This is a genomic window from Parafrankia irregularis, assembly GCF_001536285.1.
GTDB lineage: Bacteria > Actinomycetota > Actinomycetes > Frankiales > Frankiaceae > Parafrankia > Parafrankia irregularis.
The window spans coordinates 43,906-66,493 of record NZ_FAOZ01000021.1 but is presented as its reverse complement, the minus strand read 5'-3'; the positions used below and the strand labels follow the sequence as shown (position 1 = coordinate 66,493).

Genomic DNA, 22,588 nt, shown 5'->3' with positions numbered 1-22,588 from the left:
CCGCATCCAGGTCACGAAGCGGAGTGGCTCGGCGTCGGTCGGTTCGCTCCGGATCGTGATGGATCCTACGTTTCCGCGTACTGCCTACCGCGCGACTCTGCACCGAAAGCGCGGTACAGTCTAATGATCCTGAACGCGGCCTCGAACTGCCCCGTTTCCCGCATGTTTGTACCTGGGTGTCTGGTGGTGTTCGGGTGCGAACGAGGCACCTGACTGAGGGCACTCGCACACGGGACGAGAACGCGACAGGTCAACTCGACCGGAGGTGTGAGCTGTGACGACTGCGGCACAGATTCCCGGGCTGGATGCCGCCCCCACCAAGCACGCCAGGTTGATCGCCTGGGTGCGTGAGATCGCCGAACTCACCCAGCCGGACCGTATTGAATGGTGCGACGGCTCGGAGTCCGAGTTCGATCGACTGACAACGCTCCTCATCGAGAAGGGCACCCTGGTCCGGCTTGCCGACGACAAACGCCCGAACAGCTTCTACGCTGCGTCGGATCCGAGCGACGTCGCGCGGGTGGAAGACCGGACCTACATCTGTTCAGAAAAGGCCGAGGACGCCGGCCCGACCAATAACTGGTTGGACCCGGCGGAAATGCGCACGAAGCTGGGTGAGCTTTTCGCCGGGTGCATGCGCGGGCGGACGATGTATGTCGTCCCCTTCTGCATGGGCCCACTCGGATCCCATATTTCCGCTCTTGGTGTCGAAATCACCGACTCGCCGTATGTGGTCATCTCCATGCGCACGATGACCCGTATGGGTGCGCCGGCCCTGGAGCAGCTCGGCGAGGATGGTTTCTTCGTCCCCGCGGTGCATTCACTGGGCGCACCGCTGGAGCCGGGTCAGGCCGACGTCCCGTGGCCGTGTAATTCGACCAAGTACATCACCCACTTCCCGGAGAGCCGCGAGATCTGGTCCTACGGGTCGGGGTACGGCGGCAACGCCCTGCTCGGCAAGAAGTGCTACGCACTGCGTATCGCCTCGGTCATGGCTCGTGACCAGGGGTGGCTCGCCGAGCACATGCTGATCCTCAAACTGACCTCGCCCGAGGGGAAGGTCCACTTCGTGGCCGCCGCCTTCCCGTCGGCGTGCGGCAAGACCAACCTCGCCATGCTGATCCCGACGCTGCCAGGCTGGAAGGCCGAGACCGTCGGTGACGACATCGCCTGGATGCGCTTCGGCGAGGACGGCCGCCTCTACGCCGTGAACCCGGAGGCAGGCCTGTTCGGCGTCGCGCCGGGTACTGGTGAGGAGACCAACCCGAACGCCGTCAAGACGCTGTGGGGCAACGCGGTCTTCACGAACGTCGCCCGCACCGACGACGGCGACGTCTGGTGGGAGGGCTTCACCCCCGACAAGCCCGCGCACCTGATCGACTGGAAGGGCCGGGACTGGAGCCCCGAGTCGGCCGAGCCGGCGGCGCACCCGAACGCCCGGTTCACCGTGCCGGCCAGCCAGTGCCCGACGATGGCGCCGGAGTGGGAGGACCCGTCCGGTGTCCCGATCTCGGCGATCCTGTTCGGTGGGCGCCGCGCGACGGCGGTTCCGCTGGTGACCGAGGCGCCGGACTGGCAGCGCGGAGTCTTCTTCGGCTCGATCGTCGCGTCGGAGACCACCGCGGCCCAGGCGGGCGCGATCGGGAAGCTGCGGCGTGACCCGTTCGCCATGCTGCCCTTCTGCGGCTACAACATGGCCGACTACTTCGCGCACTGGCTGAAGATCGGCAAGAGCTCCGACGCGGACAAGCTGCCGCGGATCTACTACGTCAACTGGTTCCGGAAGAGCCCCGAGGGGCGCTACCTGTGGCCAGGGTTCGGTGAGAACAGCCGCGTGCTGGCCTGGATCGCGAGCCGTCTCGACGGCGCCGCGAAGGGTGTGGAGACGCCGCTGGGCATCCTGCCCGCGCCTGGCGAGCTGCTGACCGATGGCCTTGACGTCTCCGCGGAGGACCTGGAGACGCTGCTGACGGTCGACACCGAAGTGTGGCGGCAGGAGGCCGAGCTGATCCCCGAGCACTACAACACCTTCGGTGACCGACTGCCGGAGGAGCTGTGGGCCGAGCACGAGGCGCTGATCAAGCGTCTCAACGGCTGACAGCCGCGCGGGTCGGGTAGCTGGCTGGCCGGGCTCCCCGGCTGGCCGGCCGACCCGGGCCGAGGCCGGCTGACGCGGGCCTGAGACGCCGGCTCACGGACCGGCGCCCGCGTCACCACACAGAGATCACGCCGAAACATTCGACGGACCGGCGCCCACGATCATTTCGTGGGCGCCGGTCCGTCTTTGTGCGTGCCGGTGGCCTTGGCTTCCAGGCGGCCGGCCGATCGCGTGCGGATGGCCGGCCGCCGAGAGCCGGTCCGGGCGCGGTCCCGGCCTGGGTCGTCCGCGGCCGGGCCGCGACCCCGCGGTCTGAACGTGGTGTCGCCGCGCCGTCGGAGGGGCTGGGACCAAGGTCGGCCCTGGCCCGTGGAGCCCGTGGAATGCGACGGAGCCCCCGAACCAGTCGACTCGTTCCCGGGCCGCCCAGGCGTGCCCGCGGAGGTTCCCGGTTGCGGGGTGGCAGGAATCTCACCGGAGAGTGACGCCCGGATCCTCGCGACTACCGCATCTGAGAAGAACCAGTCGGTTTCGTACCGTGAGATTAGCCGCAGAAGGTGACTAGTACCCGGCCATCGCCGAGCATAGACCACGAAGGGCACACAAAGACAAGCGAAGCGTGTTGTAAGAAGTTGGTCGCCATCTTGCGGGGTGACGGCTAACGTGAGAGCCCTAGCGTCTCAAGTCGTGGCCGGCATCGGGTCGGCCACTCGGGAGGCCCCTCGGTGCCGCAAATGCGACAACGCCAGGAGGCCGGTACCCGGCCTCTGCCAGGGGGCCCGGTCCCGGATACCTCCGAGTAGGCGGGTGGGCGTGTGCCACGAACGCATGTCGTCGACACAAGCGTGCTGCTCTCTGATCCTGGCGCGCTGCTGCGGTTCGCGGAGCACAATGTCGTGCTCCCCCTTGTCGTCATAGGGGAGCTGGAAGCCAAGCGGAACCACCCGGAGCTGGGTTGGTTCGCCCGGGAGGCCCTGCGCATCCTGGACGACCTCCGGATCCGGCACGGCCGGCTGGATCAGCCGCTGCCGTTGGAATCCGGGGGAACACTACGGGTCGAACTTAACCACACCGACTCGTCCGTGCTTCCACCGGGGTTCCGCGTGGACGACAACGACTCCCGGATCCTCTCCGTGGCCCTCAACCTCGCCGGCGAAGGCGCCGACGTCGTGCTGGTCACGAAGGATCTCCCGCTGCGGGTGAAGGCGTCCGTTGTCGGGCTCGCCGCCGAGGAGTACCAGGCGCTGTCGCCGGTGGACAGCGGCTGGAGCGGGATGGCCGAGCTCATGGTCAGCCAGGACGATCTGGACCGGCTCTACGCCAAGGAGCTGGTGGAGATCCCCGAGGCGGCCGCCCTGCCCTGCCACACCGGGCTGGTGCTGACCACGACGGGCGGGAGCGCCTCCGCGCTCGGCCGGGTCACCGCCGACAAGTCCATCCAGATCGTGCGCGGTGACCGGGACGCCTTCGGCCTGCACGGCCGTTCCGCCGAGCAGCGGGTGGCCCTCGACCTCCTGCTCGACAACGAGGTCGGCATCGTCTCCCTGGGGGGCCGGGCCGGAACGGGCAAGTCCGCGCTGGCGCTTTGCGCCGGCCTGGAGGCGGTCATGGAACGCCGCCTGCACCGCCGGGTCGTCGTCTTCCGCCCGCTCTACGCCGTCGGCGGCCAGGATCTCGGCTACCTGCCCGGCAGCGAGAACGAGAAGATGGCGCCCTGGGCGCAGGCCGTCTTCGACACCCTCGGCGCGCTCGTGTCGCCCGAGGTCATCGAGGAGATCGTCGACCGGGGCATGCTGGAGGTCCTCCCGCTCACGCACATCCGCGGCCGCTCGCTGCACGACGCCTTCGTCATCGTGGACGAGGCCCAGTCGCTGGAGCGCGGCGTGCTGCTGACCGTGCTGTCCCGGCTCGGCCAGGGCTCGCGGGTCGTGCTCACCCACGACGTCGCGCAACGTGACAACCTGCGGGTGGGTCGGCACGACGGAGTCGCCTCGGTGATCGAGACACTCAAGGGCCACCCCCTGTTCGCGCACGTCACCCTCACCCGTTCCGAGCGCTCGCCGATCGCCGCGCTGGTGACGACCATGCTTGAGGACCTTGTCCTCTGAGTCGACCAGAACGGCCGAACTTGCCCAGTTTGGCCTAACCGCGCGAACGGCGCACCGCGATGGCCTCGTCGCTGGTAGTGGCAGGCGACGAGGCCGGACCCGGTGGCCACCGGAGAAACTTTCGCGGGAACTACTGACGCGTCGCCGTGGTTGTGTGGGTGGAAGCACGGAGGTGGTTCGTGATGTTCTTCGGTCGCCACAAGACGACCATCCCGACGGCCGAGCAGGCGCTGCCCGGCCGTTCCGCACCGATCCTCACCAACCCTGGCCGCCACACCGTTCTCGGGACGTCCCTGCTCGGCCCCTTCCCGGCGGGCCTGCAGACGGCGGTGTTCGGGCTCGGCTGTTTCTGGGGTGCCGAGCGGAAGTTCTGGCAGGTCCCCGGTGTGTACACGACCGCGGTCGGCTACGCGGGTGGGCACACGCCGAACCCGACCTATGAGGAGACCTGCTCCGGCCTGACCGGCCACACCGAGGCCGTGCTCGTCGTCTACGACCCGGCGAAGGTCGGCTACGACGAGCTGCTGCGTGTGTTCTGGGAGAGCCACGACCCGACGCAGGGCATGCGCCAGGGCAACGACGTGGGCACCCAGTACCGCTCGGCGATCTACACGACCAGCGACGAGCAGGCCACGGCCGCGCTCGCCAGCCGGGACGCCTTCCAGCGTGTGCTCGACGCCGCCGGCTACCCGCAGATCACCACCGAGATCGCCCCGGCCGGGCCGTTCTACTACGCCGAGGAATACCACCAGCAGTACCTCTCGGACAGCAAGAACCCGCACGGCTACTGCGGCCTCGGCGGCACGGGAGTCAGCTGCCCCGTCGGTTTCGCGCAGGCGGAGTCCTGAACGATCGTCAGCCGGTTGGGCCAGGGGCCTGACCGGCTGACGGCCAGCGCGCCCAGACCCGTGGCCGTGGTCGGCGTCCGAAGGGTCGGAAGGGTCAGGACGGGCATCTCAGCTCGGGGGCGCCGAGGCCCATGATCATTTCGGAAAGTCCGACACCGCTCCGTTCCATACGCATCCGACCCGGTCTGCAATGCCTGGAGGAACAGAGGACGGGGTGTCGGCGCGGTCCAGGCCGCCTGACCGCACCGAATTCGGTCGGATGCGCCCGTGGCGGCGCCGCAGGCGCGTCAGTGGATCAGGGCTGCACGGTAGGCGACAGTTCGGCCAGGCCGGCGCGGACGGCGGCCGCGGACTCGTCGAGCTCTGCCCGCGCGCGGACCCGCCAGTCGGCACTTATCCGGAAGGTGTCGCCGGCGAAGCGCGGAAAGACATGGAGGTGCACGTGGAACACCTCCTGGAAGGCGGCCTCGCCGTCGGCGAGGAAGAGGTTGACTCCTTCGCAGCGCAGCGGGGAACGGCGCAACGCCCGGCCCAGGAGGTGCGCGACGCTCCACACCCGGGCGCCGTCCTCCTCGGCCAGGTCCTCCAAGCCGATGGCGTGCGTCCGCGGTACGACCAGAAGGTGGCCGGGAGTAACCGGCGCGTGGTCCGTGAAGGCCACGACATCGTCGTCCTCGTAGATCAGGCTTGCCTCGGCCTCGCCTCGTACGATCGCGCAGAAGACACAGGGGTCATCGGTCATGGCCGGACCTCTCCGATGATGATTTTCCGTTGTTGACCTGAATTCATCCCATGGTCCTTCGGTTTCTCCGACGCGTCGACGGATTTCCTCCGTTCCCGTCCTGGGTAGGATGAGTGACCCTTCCGTGCACCTTCCGGGCCACGCGGCTGAAACTCCGGCCCACTGCCGTTATCAGGTTTGGCTGGAAGCCTGCCACGGGCGGCCAAACAGGCGAGGGCATGACTGTCCGCATTGGTACGCTCTGCGCGAGCAGGCCGAATCGGCCCATCGGGGGATGGGTCTCTACGTCGGTCTGCCTGGGGGGTAACTCAATGATTGTTGTTCGGCGGCTGCCCACGCGGGTGGCGGCAATGGCGCTTGTCGTCGCGGCGGTCGTGGCCACTCTCGGCTTCGGGCAGGGGACCGCGACCGCAGCCACCACCACCTGCACGGACCGCCAGCTGCCCGTGTCTTCGACCGCCAGCTACCTTGGGGTCGACCGTCGGCACTCCGCACAGTTCCGCGGAGTGATCGTCGGTGGTGTGACCAACGTGAACTTCTGGTTCGACGGCGTCTACCGCGGCCAGTTCCGTGCGAACGGGCTCCTGGTCACGGGAACGGCGCCGATCTCGGCGCTGTACAAGACGGTGACCACAACCGAGATCTGGCTCGGAAAGGTCCGACAGGTCGTCAAGAGCGTTCCTTACCTGCGGGTGTGTGGCAGCTACTGGGTCAAGCTGTCCTGATCCGAGGCAATCGCGGGAGACCGCCGTATCCGCTGTGCCGTCGGATACGGCGGTCCGCTGTTTGCGCCGAGCAGGTACTCGGCGCGTGCTCGTGACCATCGGGTGGCCTGACGGCGCCTTCCGGCCACGGTGCCTCATGATTCCGGCGTCGCTTCGACCCGGCGCCAGGTCTCGTCCGTGATGATCACATGATCGAGGAATCGCAGGCCGAGGACCTCGGCTGCCTCCTGGATCCGGTGGGTCACCTGGCGGTCGGCGAGGCTCGGCTCCGGGTCGCCGCCCGGGTGGTTGTGGGCCAGGCCGAAGGCGGAGCCGCCGCAGCGCAGCACCTGGGTGAGCAGCTCACGGACACTCAACGCACTGGCCGTGGACGTCCCCTGGCTGAGCAGGCTGGCTCGCAGCACCGCGCCGTTGCCGTCGCACACGACCACGACGACGCGCTCGCCGCGCAGACCGCGCAGCAGCGGCGCCGCCGCGGCGGCCAGCGCGGCGGTGCTGCCCACCGCCGCCACCGCCCCGCCCGGTGCGCGGGCCCGGTGGCCGAGGTGGAACGCGGCGCAGATCCGCGCCGCCTTCGCCGGCCCGACCCCCGGCTGACAGGTCAGCTCCTGCGGGTCGGCCCGGGACAGGTCGTGGAGGCCGCCGTGCCGGGCGATGAGCCGGGCGGCGAGCTCGACGGCATCGCTTCCGGGAGTGCCGGAGCCCAGGAGGATCGCGAGCAGCTCACGATCGGCCAACGCCTCGACGCCGCGCGCAAGCACCCGTTCACGTGGCCTTTCATGGGCGGGGAGGTCCTTCAACCGCATGTTCACTTCCCCCGTTTCCGGTGTGTTCTCTCCCGGCGTTCCGTGTGTGTGCTGGTGCCCGCGTTGTTCCTGTGTGCGACTACGGTAGGGGTTGGGTACGACAGGCTTCGCGGTCGGCCGCCTCGAGGGGTCCGCAACGTCCGCGGCTGCCTGCGCGTCTGTCTTGTGCCTGCACACCTCGGCGCGTGGGAGAAAAAGTTGGCTCGCCGTAGTTACGACCTCCATACAAGTGGTATCGGCTACCGCACACGCGGTAGCGATTTCCGGACGTGGGACCAGCTCAGCCGCCAGGAGCGGAGAACCGGCCTGACGATGCTCGCCGCGATCGGCGTCGTCGCCGTCGTCGCGGTCTGGCTCCTGGTCGGCGATGAGACCAGCGTCGGTGCCGAAACCGGCGCGGCGGCACCGCCGACCGTCGACGTAAGCGCCGAGCTCGATGCCTGGTACGAGTCGACGGCCACCGAACGTGCCACCATCGCCAGGGCGGCCACGGACGTCCGGGCCTTCATCACCGCCAACGACGGGCTTTCGTTGCAGCCGGCGTGCGTCACCCTGGGGGAGGCGGCACAGCGGGCGGCGGCCGTGACGGCCGCGCCCGCCCAGGCCGCGCACCAGGCCTGGTCGGATGGCGCCGCCGCCTACACCAGCGCGGCGGCGGTCTGCGGCAACCTGTTCGACGGCACGAAGGAGTCGGTCCCCTCCCTGCTGGGGCGGACGACCGCGGCGCTCGACACCGCGGACGGCACCTGGACCAGGCTCGCGGCCGACCTGGGGCAGCCCGCGCAGACTGTCCAGCCGGCCTCGAGCGGGTGACAGTCCGCGACTGCGGCGGCGGATGCTGCGAGACTTCGTGCAATGGATTACCTGGCGAGGCTGGAATCCCATGCGGACGCCCTGCTCGACTCGGCGCTACGTGATCTGAACGCCGCCGTCCCCGGCTGCCCCGGCTGGGACTGCCGCCGGCTGGTTTCCCATGTCAGCCGGCTGTACACCGTCACCGCGAGGCACCTCCCACGGGGCACGACCGCGGAACCCGAGCGGGTGCCGGCGCCGCCACGAGACGACACCGAGCTCACGGCCTACTACCGCAAGGCCGTCGCGGACGTCCTGGCCGCCTTGCGGGACGTCGATCCGGCCACGCCGGCCTGGACGTTCACCGCCCACATCACCCCCGGTCTCGCCTCCTTCTGGCCGCGCCGGCTGGCCAACGAGACCCTCGTGCACGCCTGGGACGCGGCCAGCGCCTTCGGTGAGCCTTCCGAGTTCGTGCCCGAGCAGGCCGCGGACGCGGTCGACGAGGTGCTGACGTTGCTGTTGCCGGCGGCCCGGGTGGTCGGGATCTCGCCCCCTGGTGAGGGCACGGCGCACGTCCACCTCACCGACATCCCCGGTGAGTGGCTGGTGCGGTTCGCCGGCCCGGCCGCGACGGTGACGACCGAGCATGCGAAGGGTGACGCGGCGCTGCGCGGACCTGCCGGGCCCGTCCTGCTCGCGCTGTGGGGCCGGCTCGATCCGGCCGATCCCGGTCCGCGCGGCGGCGGCCTCACCGCCTTCGGCGAGGCCGACCTGCTGCGTGCGCTGCAGTGCGGGCGATAGGAACGCCCGGCGTCAGGAGGCGCCGCCCGTGCGGCGGAACAGCGTGGCGGTCGGGGATCCCGCGGTCAGGGTCGCCTTCGCCGGAGTGAACAGGAACGACTCCTGCGGCAGCCCGTCCGGGTCGAGGAAGAACGCCTGCTCGATGGAGTCGATCTGGACGCTGGCACCGGTGTCGTAGCCCTTGCCGACGACCCGGGTCGCCTGGATGGAGGCGATGTCCTCGGCGACCGTTCCCGGCGGGAGCGCGATCGCGGTCTGGGCGGGAGAGTCCCGCTCAAGGGACCACGCGGGGTACACCTGGTTCGACCGGAAGGTGGTCGGGTTGCCGGACAGCCGCACCCCGACCGAGACCCCGATCCAGGCGTTGTCGGTGTTCGGCTTGCTGGTGGTCTTACGGAGAACCAGGTACAGGTAGGTGCGCGGGTCTGCGATCTGCTCGGTGGACGACGCCTCGGGCGCCTCGGTGACCTTGCCCTCGCGGTTGACCTCCTGGGCCATCACCCAGTACGTCCACGGGTTCTCGTCCATGACGTGTTCGCGGGCCTGGTTGACCGGGTCCAGTGGGTCGCCGACGGCGAGGGAGAACCGCATCTGCCCGTCCGTCTGGTTGCAGATGTTGTTGTTCAGTGTGCAGGTCTGCAGCACCGGATGGGTGCCCTCGACCTTGCCGGTGAACGGCGTGTCGACATGGTCGGGGCCCTGCACGGTCGCACTGCCGGGCACGGCGTTGCCCGCGGCGTCGACCTCGACCCGATAGGTCCACTCGATGTCCGTGGTGCGTCCCCACTGGGCCATCAGCGCGGGCGTCGACGTCCCGCCGTCCTCGTTGCTCCAGATCATGGAGTAGGTCAGCAGCCGGTGCCCGGAGATCGCCGTCTCCGTCTCCGAGTAGAAGGCGACGAGCGGCGAGTCGGTCAGCGCGTTCTGGTAGGGGCCGGTCGCGGGTGTGCCGGCGAGCAGCGCCGGGTTCGGTGTCGTGCGCCCGTACAGCACAGGGGCGTTGCGGGCCGCGGCGTAGTGGGAGTCACCCGGGGTGATCGTCCGGAAGGCGAACCTGGACAGCTTGGCCTGGGTGGAACCCTGGGGCGAGCGGTCCGCGGCGAACTGCAGGCGCAGCGCGTGCTCGCCAGCGGTGAGACTGCCCAGCGCCAGACTGCGCCTGATCGCGAAGGACGCGGGGATCACCAGGTCCGTCGTGTAGTTGCCGTCCACGAACATGGAGACGACCGCGGACTCGGAGCCGACGGTTCCCCAGGAGACCCCGGGCGCCTCGGTGGTGATATCCAGCACGACCTCGCCGGCGGTCGCGACGCTGAACGGGACGGTCGTCTCGGCTGCTCGTTCAAGCACGACCTCAGCCGGCGGGGCGGCGTCCTTCTCGTCGGAACCGCAGGCCGCGAATGTGACGGCAAGCATGGCGACGGCCAGGCCGCCACCGAACAGCCGGCGAAGTTGCCCAGACACCCGATTCCCCTCCGTGTGATCCGGGAGTCCCCACCGCGGCCGCGGCCATGTCCCACTCGTCCCGAATCGTCGCGCCATCCCGCGCGCCTCCATCCTGACGGGTACGTTGCGTTCGGTCGCAGCCGGCTCCCCACGATGGGAGCTGTCGTCCTGGTAGGCGCCGTTACACGGTACGGTCCCGCGCACTCCCAGTAGTCAGGCCGATGTCATCGGCCCGTCACCCCCGGGGGCACCTGGGTGGGGGTGGTCATCCGGGTGCCCCCGGCCCCCGGTGATGGCGCGCGCCGATGGCGGCCGGCGGCAGGCGCTGGGAGGGTGGCGGACGTCGCGTCGCCGGGCAGCCGGATACCCAACCGAACGTGCCCGCCGATCACGCGGTCGCGCAATCGCGTCCGGCATCATTCCTCCAGGGGTGCGTGCCTGGGGACAGCGCCGTCGAGCACGCTGGGAGGCACCGTGCGCAAGTTTGTGATCATGGGTGTCCAGGGAAGCGGCAAGGGCACCCAGGCGAAGCTGATGGCGGACGAGCTCGACCTGGTGCACATCAGCGTCGGCGATGTCTTCCGCTGGAACGTGCAACACCATACGAAGATCGGTGCGCAGGTCAGGCGGATCGTGGCCAGCGGGCACCTGGTGGGCGACGACCTCGTCGAGTCGGTGGTCCGGGCGCGACTGACCGAGCATGACTGGAACTACGGGTTCATCATCGACGGCTTTCCGCGCAACGCCCGGCAGGCCGAGTTCTTCCTGGAGAGCTACGACATAGACGGGGTCATCTACCTCGACCTCCCCGACGAGGAGGTCGTTCGCCGGGTGCTGGCGCGTCGGCTGTGCTCACGGTGCGGGCTCGACTACAACCTGATCGCGAGTCGCCCGCAGGTCGAGGACACCTGTGACGTCTGCGGGGGAGCGCTGGTGACCCGCTCCGACGACAACCCGGAGGCGCTGGCCGTCCGGCTCTCGGAGTACCACGCGAAGACCCGGCCGGTGATGGACATCTTCCAGCGCAAGGAGCATGTCGCCGTCGTGGATGCCCGGCGATCGGTGCTGGAGGTGCAGGCGGAGATCCGTGAGCACTTCGACCTGCCGTCACCTCGAGCCCTCGCCGCCCGGCCCACGGGCCGGGCCGCCGGGCCACCCGCGGACCGGATGAACGGCCAGCCGGGTGACCAGCCGGCCGCGGCTGACCGATCGGCCAGCTGATCGGCCAGCCGGCCGCGCGGTGGCCAGATCGGCCGGTCGCGGCCGGCCGCGGCCGGCCAGCCGGCCGCGCGGCTGGTTCGGTTACTGCTTCTCGAAAAGAACAGTGATCGTGTTCGCGGAGCCGAGAGAGGCGGCCGCGATGGTGCCGGTCACCCCATGCCCCTTGAAAGCCATCGTGTTGGCGATGCCGCGGACCTCGGTGTCCGAGGTGATCTCGTAACCGGCGGCCGGCAGCGCCTGGCGGTAGAACGTGCGTACCTCGTCCTGGTCCACGCCCCGCATCGTCACCGTGGAGTGGCTGCCGGCGGTGGCCCCGACCTCGACCGTGGCCTTGGGCGGGACCGGGAAGCCCGACGGGACGTTCGTGCCCTTCAGCGCGTCCGCCCCCGTCGCGGTGTCCACGGTGCCGACGCCGGGCAGCGACGTCGGGACTCCCGTCGGGATGCCGGACGGCAGCAGCGAGGCCAGGCCGGTCGGCAGGGCCGTGGGCAGGCCGGACCGCGCGCCGTCGGGCAGCGAGGCCGGCACCGACGGAGTGGGTAGGTCGTCGAGGCTGTCGCCGCCGCCACAGCCGGCGAGCGCGACGGCGGCGGCAGCGGCGGCTCCCGCGGCGAGCAGCCGGGTGCCGCGGCGGCCCCGTTCCATGGTCCGGTCGCCCGATCCGTCGCCGTCCACGGGCCCGACGACTCGCCGGACCCGGGTGCGGGTGAAGTGGTGCATGCCCGGTCGCCCCCTCTCACGATCGGCACGTGGTGTTGGCCGCGACCTGTCGGCGCGGACCGCTGTGCGCAAGATCGGCCGAAGGACACCCTAACGGGGCATCCTCGTGGCTTCTCCCGGCCTGTCACCAATGCGACCACTCACGGCATTCAGTGGTCTCCGGTCGGCATCGGTGGCATCGAAGGCATCGACGGCATCGGGGCGCGCGGTCGAGGCCGCGCCTTGTTCCGTCGCCGACTGGATCTGTGGCGCCCCTGACCGTGGGCCGCGGACCTGGAACAGGGCCACTGATCGTCAGGCCGGTCGGTCATCGCTTTTTGCTCGGATATGTCCAGATGTGCGCCCATTGTTGACGCGTGGTGGAGGCGGCTACGCGTGGACGGACCCGCGGGTAAGCCCCGGCGATGCGCCGTCATCCGGGGTGTCTTGTGGCTGTACGTTCCTTTTGTGACGGTCACGAACAACGCGGTGATCGGTATGGCTCTGAAGTACATCGAGGCGAATCCACAGGAGCGTGACCTGCTGCGCTCCTTGATCGTGCTGGCGTTGCACGGGCCGCCGATCGTCACTCCCACCACCACCCCGGCCCATGTGACCTGCAGGGTGGCCCTCGTCTCCGTCGACGGTCGGGTGCTGCACACCAGAGCCGGCGGGAGGTCCTGGAAGCTGCCCGGTGGTCACGTCGACGGGGCGGACCAGTCGCTGCTCGGCGCCGCGCTGCGCCACCTGGCGGCCCAGGCCGAGGTCGAGGCGAACGGGCTGATACCGGCAAGCGTGCTGCCGGTCGATGTCACGCCGCACCCCGTCGATGCGGTGCCGACCCGGGACGAGCCGGAGCATGTTCACTACGAGGCCACATTCCTGCTGCGTGCCGCCGACGGAGCTCTGGAACAGCCCACCTCCCGGCAGAGCTCCCGGCGGTGGGTGAGCATCGCCGACGTGCGAGGCAAGCTGGGTGACAAACTCAGGTCGGAGGCGGCCCGCTCCCGCGTCTGACGGAGGCTCAGTGGACACGATTCCGATCCGATTCGTCGACGATCACCTGGTGATCGACATTGCGGAGTCGCTGTCAACGGTGCGCTCCGACGGGCGGCACCTGTGGCTCGGCGGCGACGAGACCGTGACGATCGAGCGTGTCACCCTCACCGCGGCCGGCGATGCCTTCGAGGAGCATGTGAGCTTCCCGGTCGGCGACTTCCTGCCGCTGCCCGAGCCGGCCGACGAGGACGGTGTCGTGCCGGAGATCGACATCGAGGGCCTGGATCTCGCCGGCGGGTACCTGTGGTTCACCGGGTCGCATGCCAGAACCCGCAAGAGAGTACGGGCGGACCACGCCACCGAAGCCGCCCTCGCCCGGCTTGCCAAGATCAGCAACAACGGCAACCGTCATATCATTGGACGAATTCCGGTCGTGAGTACCCAGGACGGGCCGGTGCTGGTCGCATCGGCGCCGGACCCGGCCCACCCCGGCGAGATGCTGACCGCGGCCGCCCTGGGCCTGAGCAAGAGCACCCGGCTTACCCGCGAGCTGCGGGAGGACCCGCACCTGGGCCCCTTCCTACGGATCCCGAGCAAGGACAACGGCCTGGACATCGAAGGCCTTGCCGTCGTCGGCGAGCGGATCTACCTGGGGCTGCGAGGTCCGGTGCTGCGCGGCTGGGCGGTTGTCCTGGAGCTGCGGGTCGCCGGGGCCGACGGCCAGAACCTGGTGCTCGCCCCGTTCGACGACGGCGCCGTCTACCGCAAGCACTTCCTCGACCTCGGCGGCCTCGGTGTGCGCGACCTGATGGCGGACGGCGAGGATCTCCTGCTCCTGGCCGGCCCGACGATGGACCTCGACGGCCCCGTCCGGATCCACGCCTGGCGCGGCGCCGCGCGGGCCGAGACGTCCGTCGTGGTGCATGACGGGGCGATCGAGAAGGTTCTCGACGTCCCCTACGGCGACGGTGTGGACCACGCCGAGGGCATCACGCTGATGCCGGATCCCGCCGGCTTCGGGCGGCGCGCCGTGCTCGTCGTCTACGACAGCCCCGCCGCGCACCGCAGACAGCACCGCCACGAGATCCTCGCGGACATCGTCGCGCTCCCGGCCGCCCGCCGCTGATCGCGCCGGCCGGCTGTCGGCGGACCGATCGCCGCTGACTACCCAACCCTGCCCAGCCGCTGGCCGCCTGCCGCTGACCGGTGGCAGGCGGCCGACGAGCCGGCTACCGCCCCGAGATGCGAGCCACCGCCCGCATCTTGTTCATCGCGTCGAGCGCCGCGACCTTGTACGACTCCGCGAGGGTCGGGTAGTTGAACACGGTGTCGACGAGGTAGTTGACCGTCCCGCCGCACCCCATCACGGCCTGCCCGATGTGGACCAGCTCGGTGGCGTGCGTACCGAACACGTGGATCCCCAGCAGCCGGCCATCCTCCGGGCTGACCAGGAGCTTCAGCATCCCGTAGGAGTCGCCGAGGATCGCGCCGCGGGCGAGCTCGCGGTATCGGGCGATGCCCACCTCGAACGGCACCGCACGTTCGGTCAGCTCGTCCTCGGTGCTCCCCACGTAGGAGATCTCGGGGATCGTGTAGATGCCGATCGGCATCAGCTCGGCCCGCATCCCGGTGGTCGGCTCGCCGCAGGCCGCGTAGGCGGCGAGCCGGCCCTGCTCCATGGACGTCGCCGCCAGGGCCGGGAAGCCGATGACGTCGCCGACCGCGTAGATGTGGTCGACCTCGGTCCGGAAGTCCGGGCCGACCAGGATGCGGCCGCGGTTGTCCGCGGACAGCCCGGCGTTGCGCAGTTGGAGAACCTCGGTGAGGCCCTGCCGGCCGGCGGAGTACATGACCGTGTCGGCCGGGATCTTCTTGCCGCTTTCCAGAAGGGTGAGCGTGCCGCCGTTGTGGCGCTCGACGGACACCACGGATTCCCGGAACCGGAAGGTCACCGCGAGGTCGCGAAGCTGGTACTTCAGCGCCTCGATGATCTCAAGGTCGCAGAAGTCGAGCATCCGGTCGCGCCGCTCGACCACCGTGACCTTGGTGCCCAGGGCGGCGAACATCGAGGCGTACTCGATGCCGATCACACCTGCGCCGACCACGACCATCGAACCGGGGATGCGGTCGAGATCGAGGATCTGGTCGCTGTCGACGACCGTGCGGCCGTCGAAGTCGACCGAGTCGGGCCGCGCCGGCCTCGTCCCGGTCGCGATAATGATCTTCGTTGCCCGGACCTGCCGCTCCTCGACCCCGCCCGGGCTGCGGACGCTGACGGTGTGGGGGTCGATGAAGGTCGCGAGACCCGAGAGGACCTGGACCCGGTTGCGGGTGAGCTGGCTGCGGATCACATCGATCTCACGGCCGATCACATGCTGCGTCCGCGCGGAGAGGTCCGAGACGGTGATCTCGTCCTTGAGTCGGTAGCTCTGCCCGTACACCTCGCGCTGAGCCAGCCCGGTCAGGTACATGACCGCTTCGCGCAGGGTCTTGGACGGGATGGTGCCCGTGTTGATGCAGACGCCGCCGATCATGTCCCGCTTGTCGACGACCGCGACGCTGCGCCCGAGCTTGGCCGCGGCGATGGCGGCCTTCTGCCCGCCGGGCCCGGAACCGATGACAAGGACATCGACCTCATGCACGTCGTTTCCCCCTGTCATTTATCGTGTCACGCCGAGGCTATCCGCCAGATCGACCGGGAACACCCGCTACTCGGTGTTGTTACGTCTTTTTCCCGGTCACTTCCTCGCATCGTCACATCTGCGACGCCGGGTCGGACGTCCGTGTCGATGGACACATACAGCCACAAGGTGGATGCGGTTGGTCCGCCGGTGCCCACCCGGGCGAGTGCCCCGGCTGCTGGCTCCCGGCTGCGCGGCGGCTGCGGCTGCAGCTACGGCTGCGCGGCGGCTGCGGCTGCGGGGCAGCCGGCCTGCGCACCTGCAGCGGCGGTGGCCCGCCGGGCTGCGATGCCCCGTGGAAAATTCATGGCGCGGGGGCCGTAACGAAAGTTCCGGTGCCTCGTTGGACCTGTCGCAGGGGGTCGCGGGAGTCGTGGAGGCTGGCTGGGGGGTCTTCCACGGCTTCCGCGGCGGGGTGCCGAACCGTCAGGGGGGCGGGTACGGCATGAGGGACCCGGCTCGCCTGGTCGTCCAGGGAGCCGGGTCCGCCCGAGCCCGGGTCCGCCCGAGCCCGGTTACGGATGCGTCACGGGTGCGTCATCGACAGCACGTCGAGGGCTGCGTCGAGTTCGGCCTCGGTCAGCTTGCCCGCCTGGATGTAGCCGCGCTCCAGCACGACCTCGCGGATGGTCTTCTCCTCCGCCAGGGACTGCTTGGCGACCTTCGCGGCCTCCTCGTAGCCGATGTACTTGTTCAGCGGCGTCACGATCGACGGCGAGGACTCGGCGTACCGCCGGCAGCGCTCCTCGTCCGCAGCGATGCCGTCGATGCACCGGTCCGCGAACAGCCGACTGATCGTCGACAGGATGTGAATCGACTCCAGCACGTTGCGCGCGATGACCGGCAGCATCACGTTCAGCTCGAAGTTGCCCGCCGAGCCGCCGAAGGCCACCGCGGCGTCGTTGCCGACGACCTGCGCGACCACCTGGCAGACCGCCTCCGGGATGACCGGGTTGACCTTGCCCGGCATGATCGACGAACCGGGCTGCAGGTCGGGCAGCCGGATCTCGCCCAGGCCGGCCCGCGGGCCCGAGGAGGCCCAGCGCAGGTCGTTCGAGATCTTGTAAAGCGAGATCGCGATCACCCGCAGCACACCGGACGCCTCGACGAGCCCGTCCCGCGAGGCCTGCGCCTCGAAGTGGTTACGGGCCTCGGTCAGCGGCAGCCCCGTCGTCGCCGCGAGCTCCGCGATGACCGCGGCGGAGAAGCCGGGCGGCGTGTTGATTCCGGTGCCGACCGCCGTGCCGCCCAGCGGGAGCTCGCCGACCCGGGGCAGCGCGGCGTTCAGCCGCTCGATGCCGAGTCGGACCGCCGCCGCGTAGCCGCCGAACTCCTGGCCGAGGGTCACCGGCGTCGCGTCCATCAGATGGGTGCGCCCGGACTTGACCACGCCGGCGAACGCCGTTGCCTTGCGCTCCAGCGAGACCGCGAGGTGGTCGAGCGCGGGAACCAGCTCGTGCACGATGCCCTGCGTGGCCGCCACGTGGATCGACGACGGGAAGACGTCGTTGGACGACTGCGAGGCGTTCACGTGGTCGTTCGGGTGGACGGGCCGCCCGAGCCGCTCCGAGGCGAGTGACGCCAGCACCTCGTTGGTGTTCATGTTGGAGGAGGTGCCGCTGCCGGTCTGGAAGACGTCGAGAGGGAACTGGTTGTCCCAGTCACCGCGGGCCACCTCGCCGGCGGCTTCGGCGATCGCCGCGGCCACGTCGCCGTCGAGTACTCCGAGCTTCGCGTTCACCGTCGCGGCGGCCGCCTTGATCCGGGCGAGCGCCGCGATGTGGGCGCGGGAGATCCGCTGGCCGGAGACGGGGAAGTTCTCGACCGCCCGCTGCGTCTGCGCACGCCATTTCGCCGAGGCCGGCACCCGCACGTCACCCATGCTGTCGTGCTCGATGCGGTATTCCTGCTCGCTCATGCGCCGATCTCCCGAGATGTCGTCAACATTGACCTGGCCGGTCGCCGGCGCGACTACCCGCGAAGGACATCCGCGGCGCTGGCCAGCTACTGAGCCTTTTCCGTCGTCGACTCGGACCTGCGGCGGCCCCCGGCCGTGGACCGTGAGATGGAGAAGGCTCACCGCCGACCCTAGGACATGAGGAGCTTCCGTCGCCCGGGCCGAGGTCATGGCGGATGCTCGTCACACCCGCCGCACGGGCCGCTGGGCAGGCCGGACGGTGCCCCGCCACACCCGGCGGCGCAGCGTGGTCATGCCCGGGCGGTGCAGCGTGCCGAGCCGGCCACGCCGACGGGACTGGTGGCACGTTCGTGGGCGTCGGGGGCGCAAAAAGAGGCGCCGGGTTCGGCGCGACCGCAACGATTTGTGCGGCCGCGCCGAACCCGGCGCGAAGTTTCGAACCGATGCTCGGAGCCCCGGTTCGGGAAATCCCTCGGCCCCTGTGGGCTTCGGGTTACTGCGGGACTCAGCCCGCGGCCCGCTCCTTGGCCCGGATGTCCCGCCGGAGCTCCGGCGGGAGAGCGAACAGCAGGTGCTCGTCGGCGGAGGTGACCTCCTCGACGTCGTTGAACCCGCGCTCCGCCAGCCACGCCATGACGCCCGTGACCAGCTCCTCGGGCACCGACGCCCCGCTCGTCACCCCGACCGTCTCGACACCGTCGAGCCAGCTCTCGTCCACCTCGGTGGAGTCGTCCACCAGGAAGGACTTCGGTGCCCCCGCGTCCAGGGCGACCTCGACGAGCCGGACCGAGTTCGACGAGTTCGGCGAGCCGACGACGATCAGGAGGTCGACCTTCTCGGCGATCTCCTTGACTGCCACCTGACGGTTCTGGGTGGCATAGCAGATGTCGGAGTTCGGTGGACCCTGCAGATGCGGGAAGCGCTCGCGCAGTGCGTTCACCGTGGTCATGGTCTCGTCGACGGACAGTGTCGTCTGCGAGAGGAACGCGACCCGCTTCGGGTCCCGGACCTTCACCGCAGCCGCGTCCTCCGGACCGTCCACGAGATGAATGCGGTCCGGCGCCTGGCCAGTGGTGCCCACCACCTCCTCGTGGCCCTCATGACCGATCAGGAGGATGTCAAGATCCTCCTTGGCGAACCGGCGAGCCTCGGAGTGCACCTTGGTGACAAGGGGGCACGTCGCGTCGATGGTGCGGAGCTGACGCGAGGCTGCCTCCTCGTGGACCGTCGGTGCCACGCCGTGCGCCGAGAACACCACCGTGGCGCCTACCGGCACCTCGTCGGTCTCTTCAACGAAGATCGCGCCCTTCGCTTCCAACGTCTTGACGACGTGGGCGTTGTGCACGATCTGCTTGCGTACATACACCGGCGACCCGTACAGATCGAGTGCCTTCTCGACGGTCTGGACCGCGCGATCGACACCCGCGCAGTAGCCGCGCGGCTTGGCCAACAGGACCCGCCCCATGTCGCAGCAGTCTACGCGGGTGCCGCTCGGCGCCAAGGGCCGCCGAGCGGAGCATCACCGGATGCGAACATCGTCCGAGCCGTGATGACCTTGCCGGCCCGGTGGGTCGTACGGTGCGTGGATGGCCCTGACGTCGACGCCCGACGAACCGCTCCCGGTGCGGACGATCTCCCGGGCGATGGGTGACTGGATCTCCCGGTTGGGGCGGGTCTGGGTTGAAGGTCAGGTCACGGAGATCTCCCGCCGGCCCGGCATGGGGACCGTTTTCATGACTCTGCGTGACTCCGTGGCGGACGTCTCCCTGCGGGTCACCTGCCCCCGCGCGGTGTGCGACGCGGTCGGTCCGGGGCTGGTCGACGGAGCCCGGGTGGTGGTGTGGGGGAAGCCGTCCTTCCACGCGGGTAGGGGCACGTTGGCCCTTGCGGTCACGGAGATTCGGCCACTTGGTGCGGGCGCCCTGCTGGCCCGGCTGGAGCGGCTGAAGGCGACGCTGGCGGCCGAGGGGCTGTTCGCGGCGAGCCGCAAGAAGCGGCCGCCGTTCCTGCCCGGAGTCGTCGGGCTGATTACCGGCCGTGCATCCGCAGCCGAGCGGGACGTCGTCGAGAACGCGCGCCGTCGGTGGCCGGCCGTGCGTATCGAGCTACGTGAGGTGGCCGTCCAGGGGCCGCTGGCGGTGAGCCAGATCATCGACGCACTGGCCGAACTGGACGCCGACGGCGCCGTCGAGGTGATCGTCATCGCGCGCGGCGGCGGCTCCCTGGAAGATCTTCTACCGTTCTCGGACGAGGCCCTCCTTCGTGCCGTTGTCGCGGCCCGGACACCGGTGGTGTCGGCAATCGGACACGAGCAGGACACACCTCTGCTCGACTTCGTGGCCGATGTTCGGGCCTCCACCCCGACGGACGCGGCCAAGCGGGTGGTCCCCGACGTCGCCGAGCAGGCCGCCGGAGTGGACGCGCTGCGTGGGCGGGCCCGCCGCGTTCTCACCCACCGGCTCGACATCGAGGCCCGCCGCCTCGCCGACCTGCGGGGTCGTCCCGTGCTGGCGGCGCCGCTGCGCGAGATCGAGCACCGGGAACAGGCAGTCGAAACCCTGCGCTCGCGGTCGCGGCGCTGCGTTCTGCACGCGGTGGAGGTCGCCGAGCGTGACCTGGCACACGCCGCGGCCCGGATGCGCGCACTGTCGCCGGCCGCGACGCTGGACCGCGGCTACGCCCTGGTCCAGCGGGCCGACGGCCTCGTCGTCCGGTCACCGGCCGAGGTGGCCGGCGGCGAGCGGCTGGTGGTCAGGGTCGCGGGCGGTACCTTCGCCGCCAGCGTGGCCGCCGCACCCGCCGTCGCCGCCGCACCCGCCGTCGCCGCCGCACCCGCCGTCGCCGCCGCACCCGCCGTCGCCGCCGCACCCGCCGTCGCTGCCGCACCCGCCACTGTGGATGACGTCGATCCGGATGCCGCCGCTGTGGATGGCGCGGAGGCCACGCGGGCGCACGTGGTCGGCGTAGGCGGTGTGAGTACCCAGACAACCAGCGGGGGATCCGCCGGCACGGGGCAGGGACATGGAGACCACGATGACTGATCTTGAAGCGACGCCGACAGCGGGCGCGGCCGATGCCGGTCAGCCCGGCGCCGGCCGGCCCACCGCGCGCGCGTCACACGACGGTGGTTCCGAGGTCACCTACGAGGCGGCGCGTGCGGAGCTGGAGGAAGTGGTCCGCAGGCTGGAGGCCGGCGGGTGCTCGCTGGAGGAGTCGCTGACACTCTGGGAGCGCGGCGAGGAGCTCGCGTCGCTGTGCCAGCGCCTGCTGGACGGCGCCCGGTCCCGACTCGCGGCGAACCCGCTCGGGCCGGCGTGACGGCCGCGTGGATCTCGCATCGGGTCGCGGTGCGATCAATTCACCCCAAGAGGGGCAAAAGGGGCGCAGGGTCGCTTGGTGACCCGCAAGAGTGAAGGATTTTGGTCGTTCCAACGACCAAAATCCTTCACTCTTGCGACTTGACAAGCCGGGTCGCCGGGTCGCCGGGTCGCCGGGTCGCGGGTTCACGGGGCTATGGGTTTTCGGAGGTTCGGCCGCGTTCGTGAAACGCGAGCACCGCCCGCCAACCAGCGATCTTGATCGATTCAATCCGTGACATTGTCCACCTTGCCGACCATCAGGAGTGATGATCGGCGGAGGTGGTTGCCGGCAGGAGGTGGTTGCCGGCAACGAGCCACTGGAGCTACTGAGACGTCGCAGTGCAGGCGTAGCGCGCCAGTGAGGTGTCTCCGGGTGATGTGGTCGTCTCCGACCGTTATCTCTGTGCGGTCGCGCGGAGCGCGCCGGCGCGAATTCTCGTGCGGTGGCTCCGGGGCGGTGCCGGCTGTAACACGTTGGGTGGATCCGGCGGAGGTGGCAGGGGCGGGTCGGGCCGTAGGGTCAGGTAGCGGGGTTGCAGGTGACGGCCCCCGGTGCGGTCAGCTCTGGTCGCGCCGGTCCGGCGGTCGGGAACTGGAAGATTGAGGGCGTGGCGCGTCAACGCGGTCAGGAAACAATTCGGGACATGGTGCTGTCGCTCGCGGTGGTGCTGGCGGGAGTCGCCGTCTTCTTCGTCTTCGTGATGCCGCATGGCGACGACGAACCCGACGTCGCCGTGGTCGAGGACATCGAGGCCACGCTCAGCGCGTACGCGCGCCAGGCGCCGTACCCTGCCTCGGCGCCAGCGGGTCTGCCGGAGGTCTTCAAGCCCACCACCGTCCGGGTGACGCTGCCCTCCGGCGGAACCAGTGACGGGGACAACACCCGGATCACCATCGGCTATGTCGTGGACCGGCCGGATGACCGGACCTTCGCTCGGTTCCTGCAGAGCAACGCCCCCGACGCCGTGCAGGCCATCCTCGGCGACCGACCCATCACGGGCTCGGTGGACGTCGCCGGCCAGACCTGGGACGAACGGCGTGACAGCGACGGGCACCTGGCGCTGACCCGGGTTGACACCGGCGGCGTGACGTCGATCGTCGACGACGGCGGCGGCCCAGGTGGGGCGGAACAGGCCGATCTGGCGACCGTCGCCGCCGCGCTGCGCCCGATCGACGTCAACGCGGTCTCGGGCGCGGCCTGACTCACCGGGGCGTCTGCCGTAGCCGGTGACTGCCGTGGCCTGGCGCGTGCCGGTGGCCCTGTGCCTGCCGCAACCCTGTGCCTGCCGGTGGCCCTGTGCCTGCCGCAACCCTGTGCCTGCCGCAACCCGGCGTGGGCCGC

Annotated in this window: 18 protein-coding genes and 1 pseudogene; 12 read left to right on the top strand and 7 right to left on the bottom strand. The window is 70.1% G+C overall.

All coding sequences use genetic code 11. The features are described from left to right. The first annotated feature begins 274 nt into the window (after positions 1–274). From AWX74_RS25860 to msrA, 3 genes are all read left to right on the top strand, one after another. A complete protein-coding gene (locus AWX74_RS25860) occupies positions 275–2,098 on the top strand; it encodes a phosphoenolpyruvate carboxykinase (GTP) (RefSeq protein WP_091282168.1) in 1,824 nt (607 codons plus the stop codon). 815 nt (positions 2,099–2,913) lie between these two features. Then, complete coding sequence (locus AWX74_RS25855) at positions 2,914–4,206, top strand: RNA 5'-3' helicase PhoH2 (protein ID WP_091282164.1); 1,293 nt, start codon at positions 2,914–2,916, stop codon at positions 4,204–4,206. 182 nt (positions 4,207–4,388) lie between these two features. Next, positions 4,389–5,054: a peptide-methionine (S)-S-oxide reductase MsrA gene (gene msrA, locus AWX74_RS25850; protein ID WP_091282160.1), complete on the top strand. Its 666-nt coding sequence runs from the start codon at positions 4,389–4,391 to the stop codon at positions 5,052–5,054. 295 nt (positions 5,055–5,349) lie between these two features. On the opposite strand, the gene AWX74_RS25845 is transcribed toward msrA, so the two are convergent. Further along, a complete protein-coding gene (locus AWX74_RS25845; RefSeq protein ID WP_091282156.1) occupies positions 5,350–5,796 on the bottom strand; it encodes an HIT family protein in 447 nt (148 codons plus the stop codon). A 311-nt stretch (positions 5,797–6,107) separates the two neighbouring features. Here AWX74_RS25845 and AWX74_RS25840 point away from each other — a divergent pair, with 311 nt between their 5' ends. Beyond that, on the top strand, positions 6,108–6,521 hold the full coding sequence (locus AWX74_RS25840; protein ID WP_091282154.1) for a hypothetical protein: 414 nt from the start codon (positions 6,108–6,110) through the stop codon (positions 6,519–6,521). A gap of 134 nt (positions 6,522–6,655) precedes the next feature. Here the strand turns inward: AWX74_RS25840 and AWX74_RS25835 are convergent, their stop codons facing one another. Beyond that, positions 6,656–7,327 (bottom strand): JAB domain-containing protein, encoded by a 672-nt coding sequence (locus AWX74_RS25835; RefSeq protein WP_091282370.1) that lies wholly within the window; start codon positions 7,325–7,327, stop codon positions 6,656–6,658. Between the two features lie 198 nt (positions 7,328–7,525). Here AWX74_RS25835 and AWX74_RS25830 point away from each other — a divergent pair, with 198 nt between their 5' ends. Together AWX74_RS25830 and AWX74_RS25825 are read left to right on the top strand one after the other, a co-directional pair. Next, the gene (locus AWX74_RS25830) at positions 7,526–8,140 is read left to right on the top strand and encodes a hypothetical protein (protein ID WP_091282151.1); all 615 of its coding nucleotides are present in this window, start codon (positions 7,526–7,528) and stop codon (positions 8,138–8,140) included. A gap of 42 nt (positions 8,141–8,182) precedes the next feature. After that, complete coding sequence (locus AWX74_RS25825; protein ID WP_091282149.1) at positions 8,183–8,923, top strand: maleylpyruvate isomerase N-terminal domain-containing protein; 741 nt, start codon at positions 8,183–8,185, stop codon at positions 8,921–8,923. 12 nt (positions 8,924–8,935) lie between these two features. Here the strand turns inward: AWX74_RS25825 and AWX74_RS25820 are convergent, their stop codons facing one another. Continuing rightward, complete coding sequence (locus AWX74_RS25820) at positions 8,936–10,387, bottom strand: hypothetical protein (RefSeq protein ID WP_091282146.1); 1,452 nt, start codon at positions 10,385–10,387, stop codon at positions 8,936–8,938. Between the two features lie 456 nt (positions 10,388–10,843). Here AWX74_RS25820 and AWX74_RS25815 point away from each other — a divergent pair, with 456 nt between their 5' ends. Further along, entirely contained in the window at positions 10,844–11,590 is a 747-nt protein-coding gene (locus AWX74_RS25815; protein ID WP_091282143.1) for an adenylate kinase family protein, read from the top strand. Positions 11,591–11,671: 81 nt separating this feature from the next. On the opposite strand, the gene AWX74_RS25810 is transcribed toward AWX74_RS25815, so the two are convergent. Next, positions 11,672–12,310, bottom strand: a complete 639-nt coding sequence (locus AWX74_RS25810) for a hypothetical protein (RefSeq protein ID WP_091282140.1) — start codon at positions 12,308–12,310, stop codon at positions 11,672–11,674. Between the two features lie 477 nt (positions 12,311–12,787). Between AWX74_RS25810 and AWX74_RS25805 the strand changes: the two genes are divergently transcribed. Together AWX74_RS25805 and AWX74_RS25800 are read left to right on the top strand one after the other, a co-directional pair. After that, positions 12,788–13,306 carry an NUDIX domain-containing protein gene (locus AWX74_RS25805; protein ID WP_226932772.1) on the top strand — a complete coding sequence of 173 codons (519 nt, stop codon included), beginning with the start codon at positions 12,788–12,790 and terminating at the stop codon, positions 13,304–13,306. Between the two features lie 10 nt (positions 13,307–13,316). Then, positions 13,317–14,414 (top strand): DUF3616 domain-containing protein, encoded by a 1,098-nt coding sequence (locus tag AWX74_RS25800; protein WP_091282134.1) that lies wholly within the window; start codon positions 13,317–13,319, stop codon positions 14,412–14,414. A 103-nt stretch (positions 14,415–14,517) separates the two neighbouring features. Here AWX74_RS25800 and sthA read toward each other — a convergent pair whose 3' ends face one another. The 3 genes from sthA to AWX74_RS25785 all read right to left on the bottom strand — a co-directional run bounded on the left by sthA (position 14,518) and on the right by AWX74_RS25785 (position 19,352). Then, on the bottom strand, positions 14,518–15,930 hold the full coding sequence (sthA, locus tag AWX74_RS25795; RefSeq protein WP_054565496.1) for a Si-specific NAD(P)(+) transhydrogenase: 1,413 nt from the start codon (positions 15,928–15,930) through the stop codon (positions 14,518–14,520). A gap of 565 nt (positions 15,931–16,495) precedes the next feature. Next, positions 16,496–17,887 carry a class II fumarate hydratase gene (locus AWX74_RS25790; RefSeq protein ID WP_091282132.1) on the bottom strand — a complete coding sequence of 464 codons (1,392 nt, stop codon included), beginning with the start codon at positions 17,885–17,887 and terminating at the stop codon, positions 16,496–16,498. A gap of 505 nt (positions 17,888–18,392) precedes the next feature. After that, on the bottom strand, positions 18,393–19,352 hold the full coding sequence (locus AWX74_RS25785) for a 4-hydroxy-3-methylbut-2-enyl diphosphate reductase (protein ID WP_091282129.1): 960 nt from the start codon (positions 19,350–19,352) through the stop codon (positions 18,393–18,395). A 121-nt stretch (positions 19,353–19,473) separates the two neighbouring features. On the opposite strand from AWX74_RS25785, the pseudogene xseA reads away from it, so the two are divergent. From xseA to AWX74_RS25770, 3 genes and pseudogenes are all read left to right on the top strand, one after another. Further along, a pseudogene (gene xseA / locus AWX74_RS25780) lies at positions 19,474–20,667 on the top strand (exodeoxyribonuclease VII large subunit); the annotation flags it as partial. A 253-nt stretch (positions 20,668–20,920) separates the two neighbouring features. Then, positions 20,921–21,205 carry an exodeoxyribonuclease VII small subunit gene (locus AWX74_RS25775; protein WP_091282124.1) on the top strand — a complete coding sequence of 95 codons (285 nt, stop codon included), beginning with the start codon at positions 20,921–20,923 and terminating at the stop codon, positions 21,203–21,205. 685 nt (positions 21,206–21,890) lie between these two features. Next, the gene (locus tag AWX74_RS25770) at positions 21,891–22,448 is read left to right on the top strand and encodes a DUF4245 domain-containing protein (protein WP_006542734.1); all 558 of its coding nucleotides are present in this window, start codon (positions 21,891–21,893) and stop codon (positions 22,446–22,448) included. The last annotated feature ends 140 nt before the right edge of the window (positions 22,449–22,588 follow it).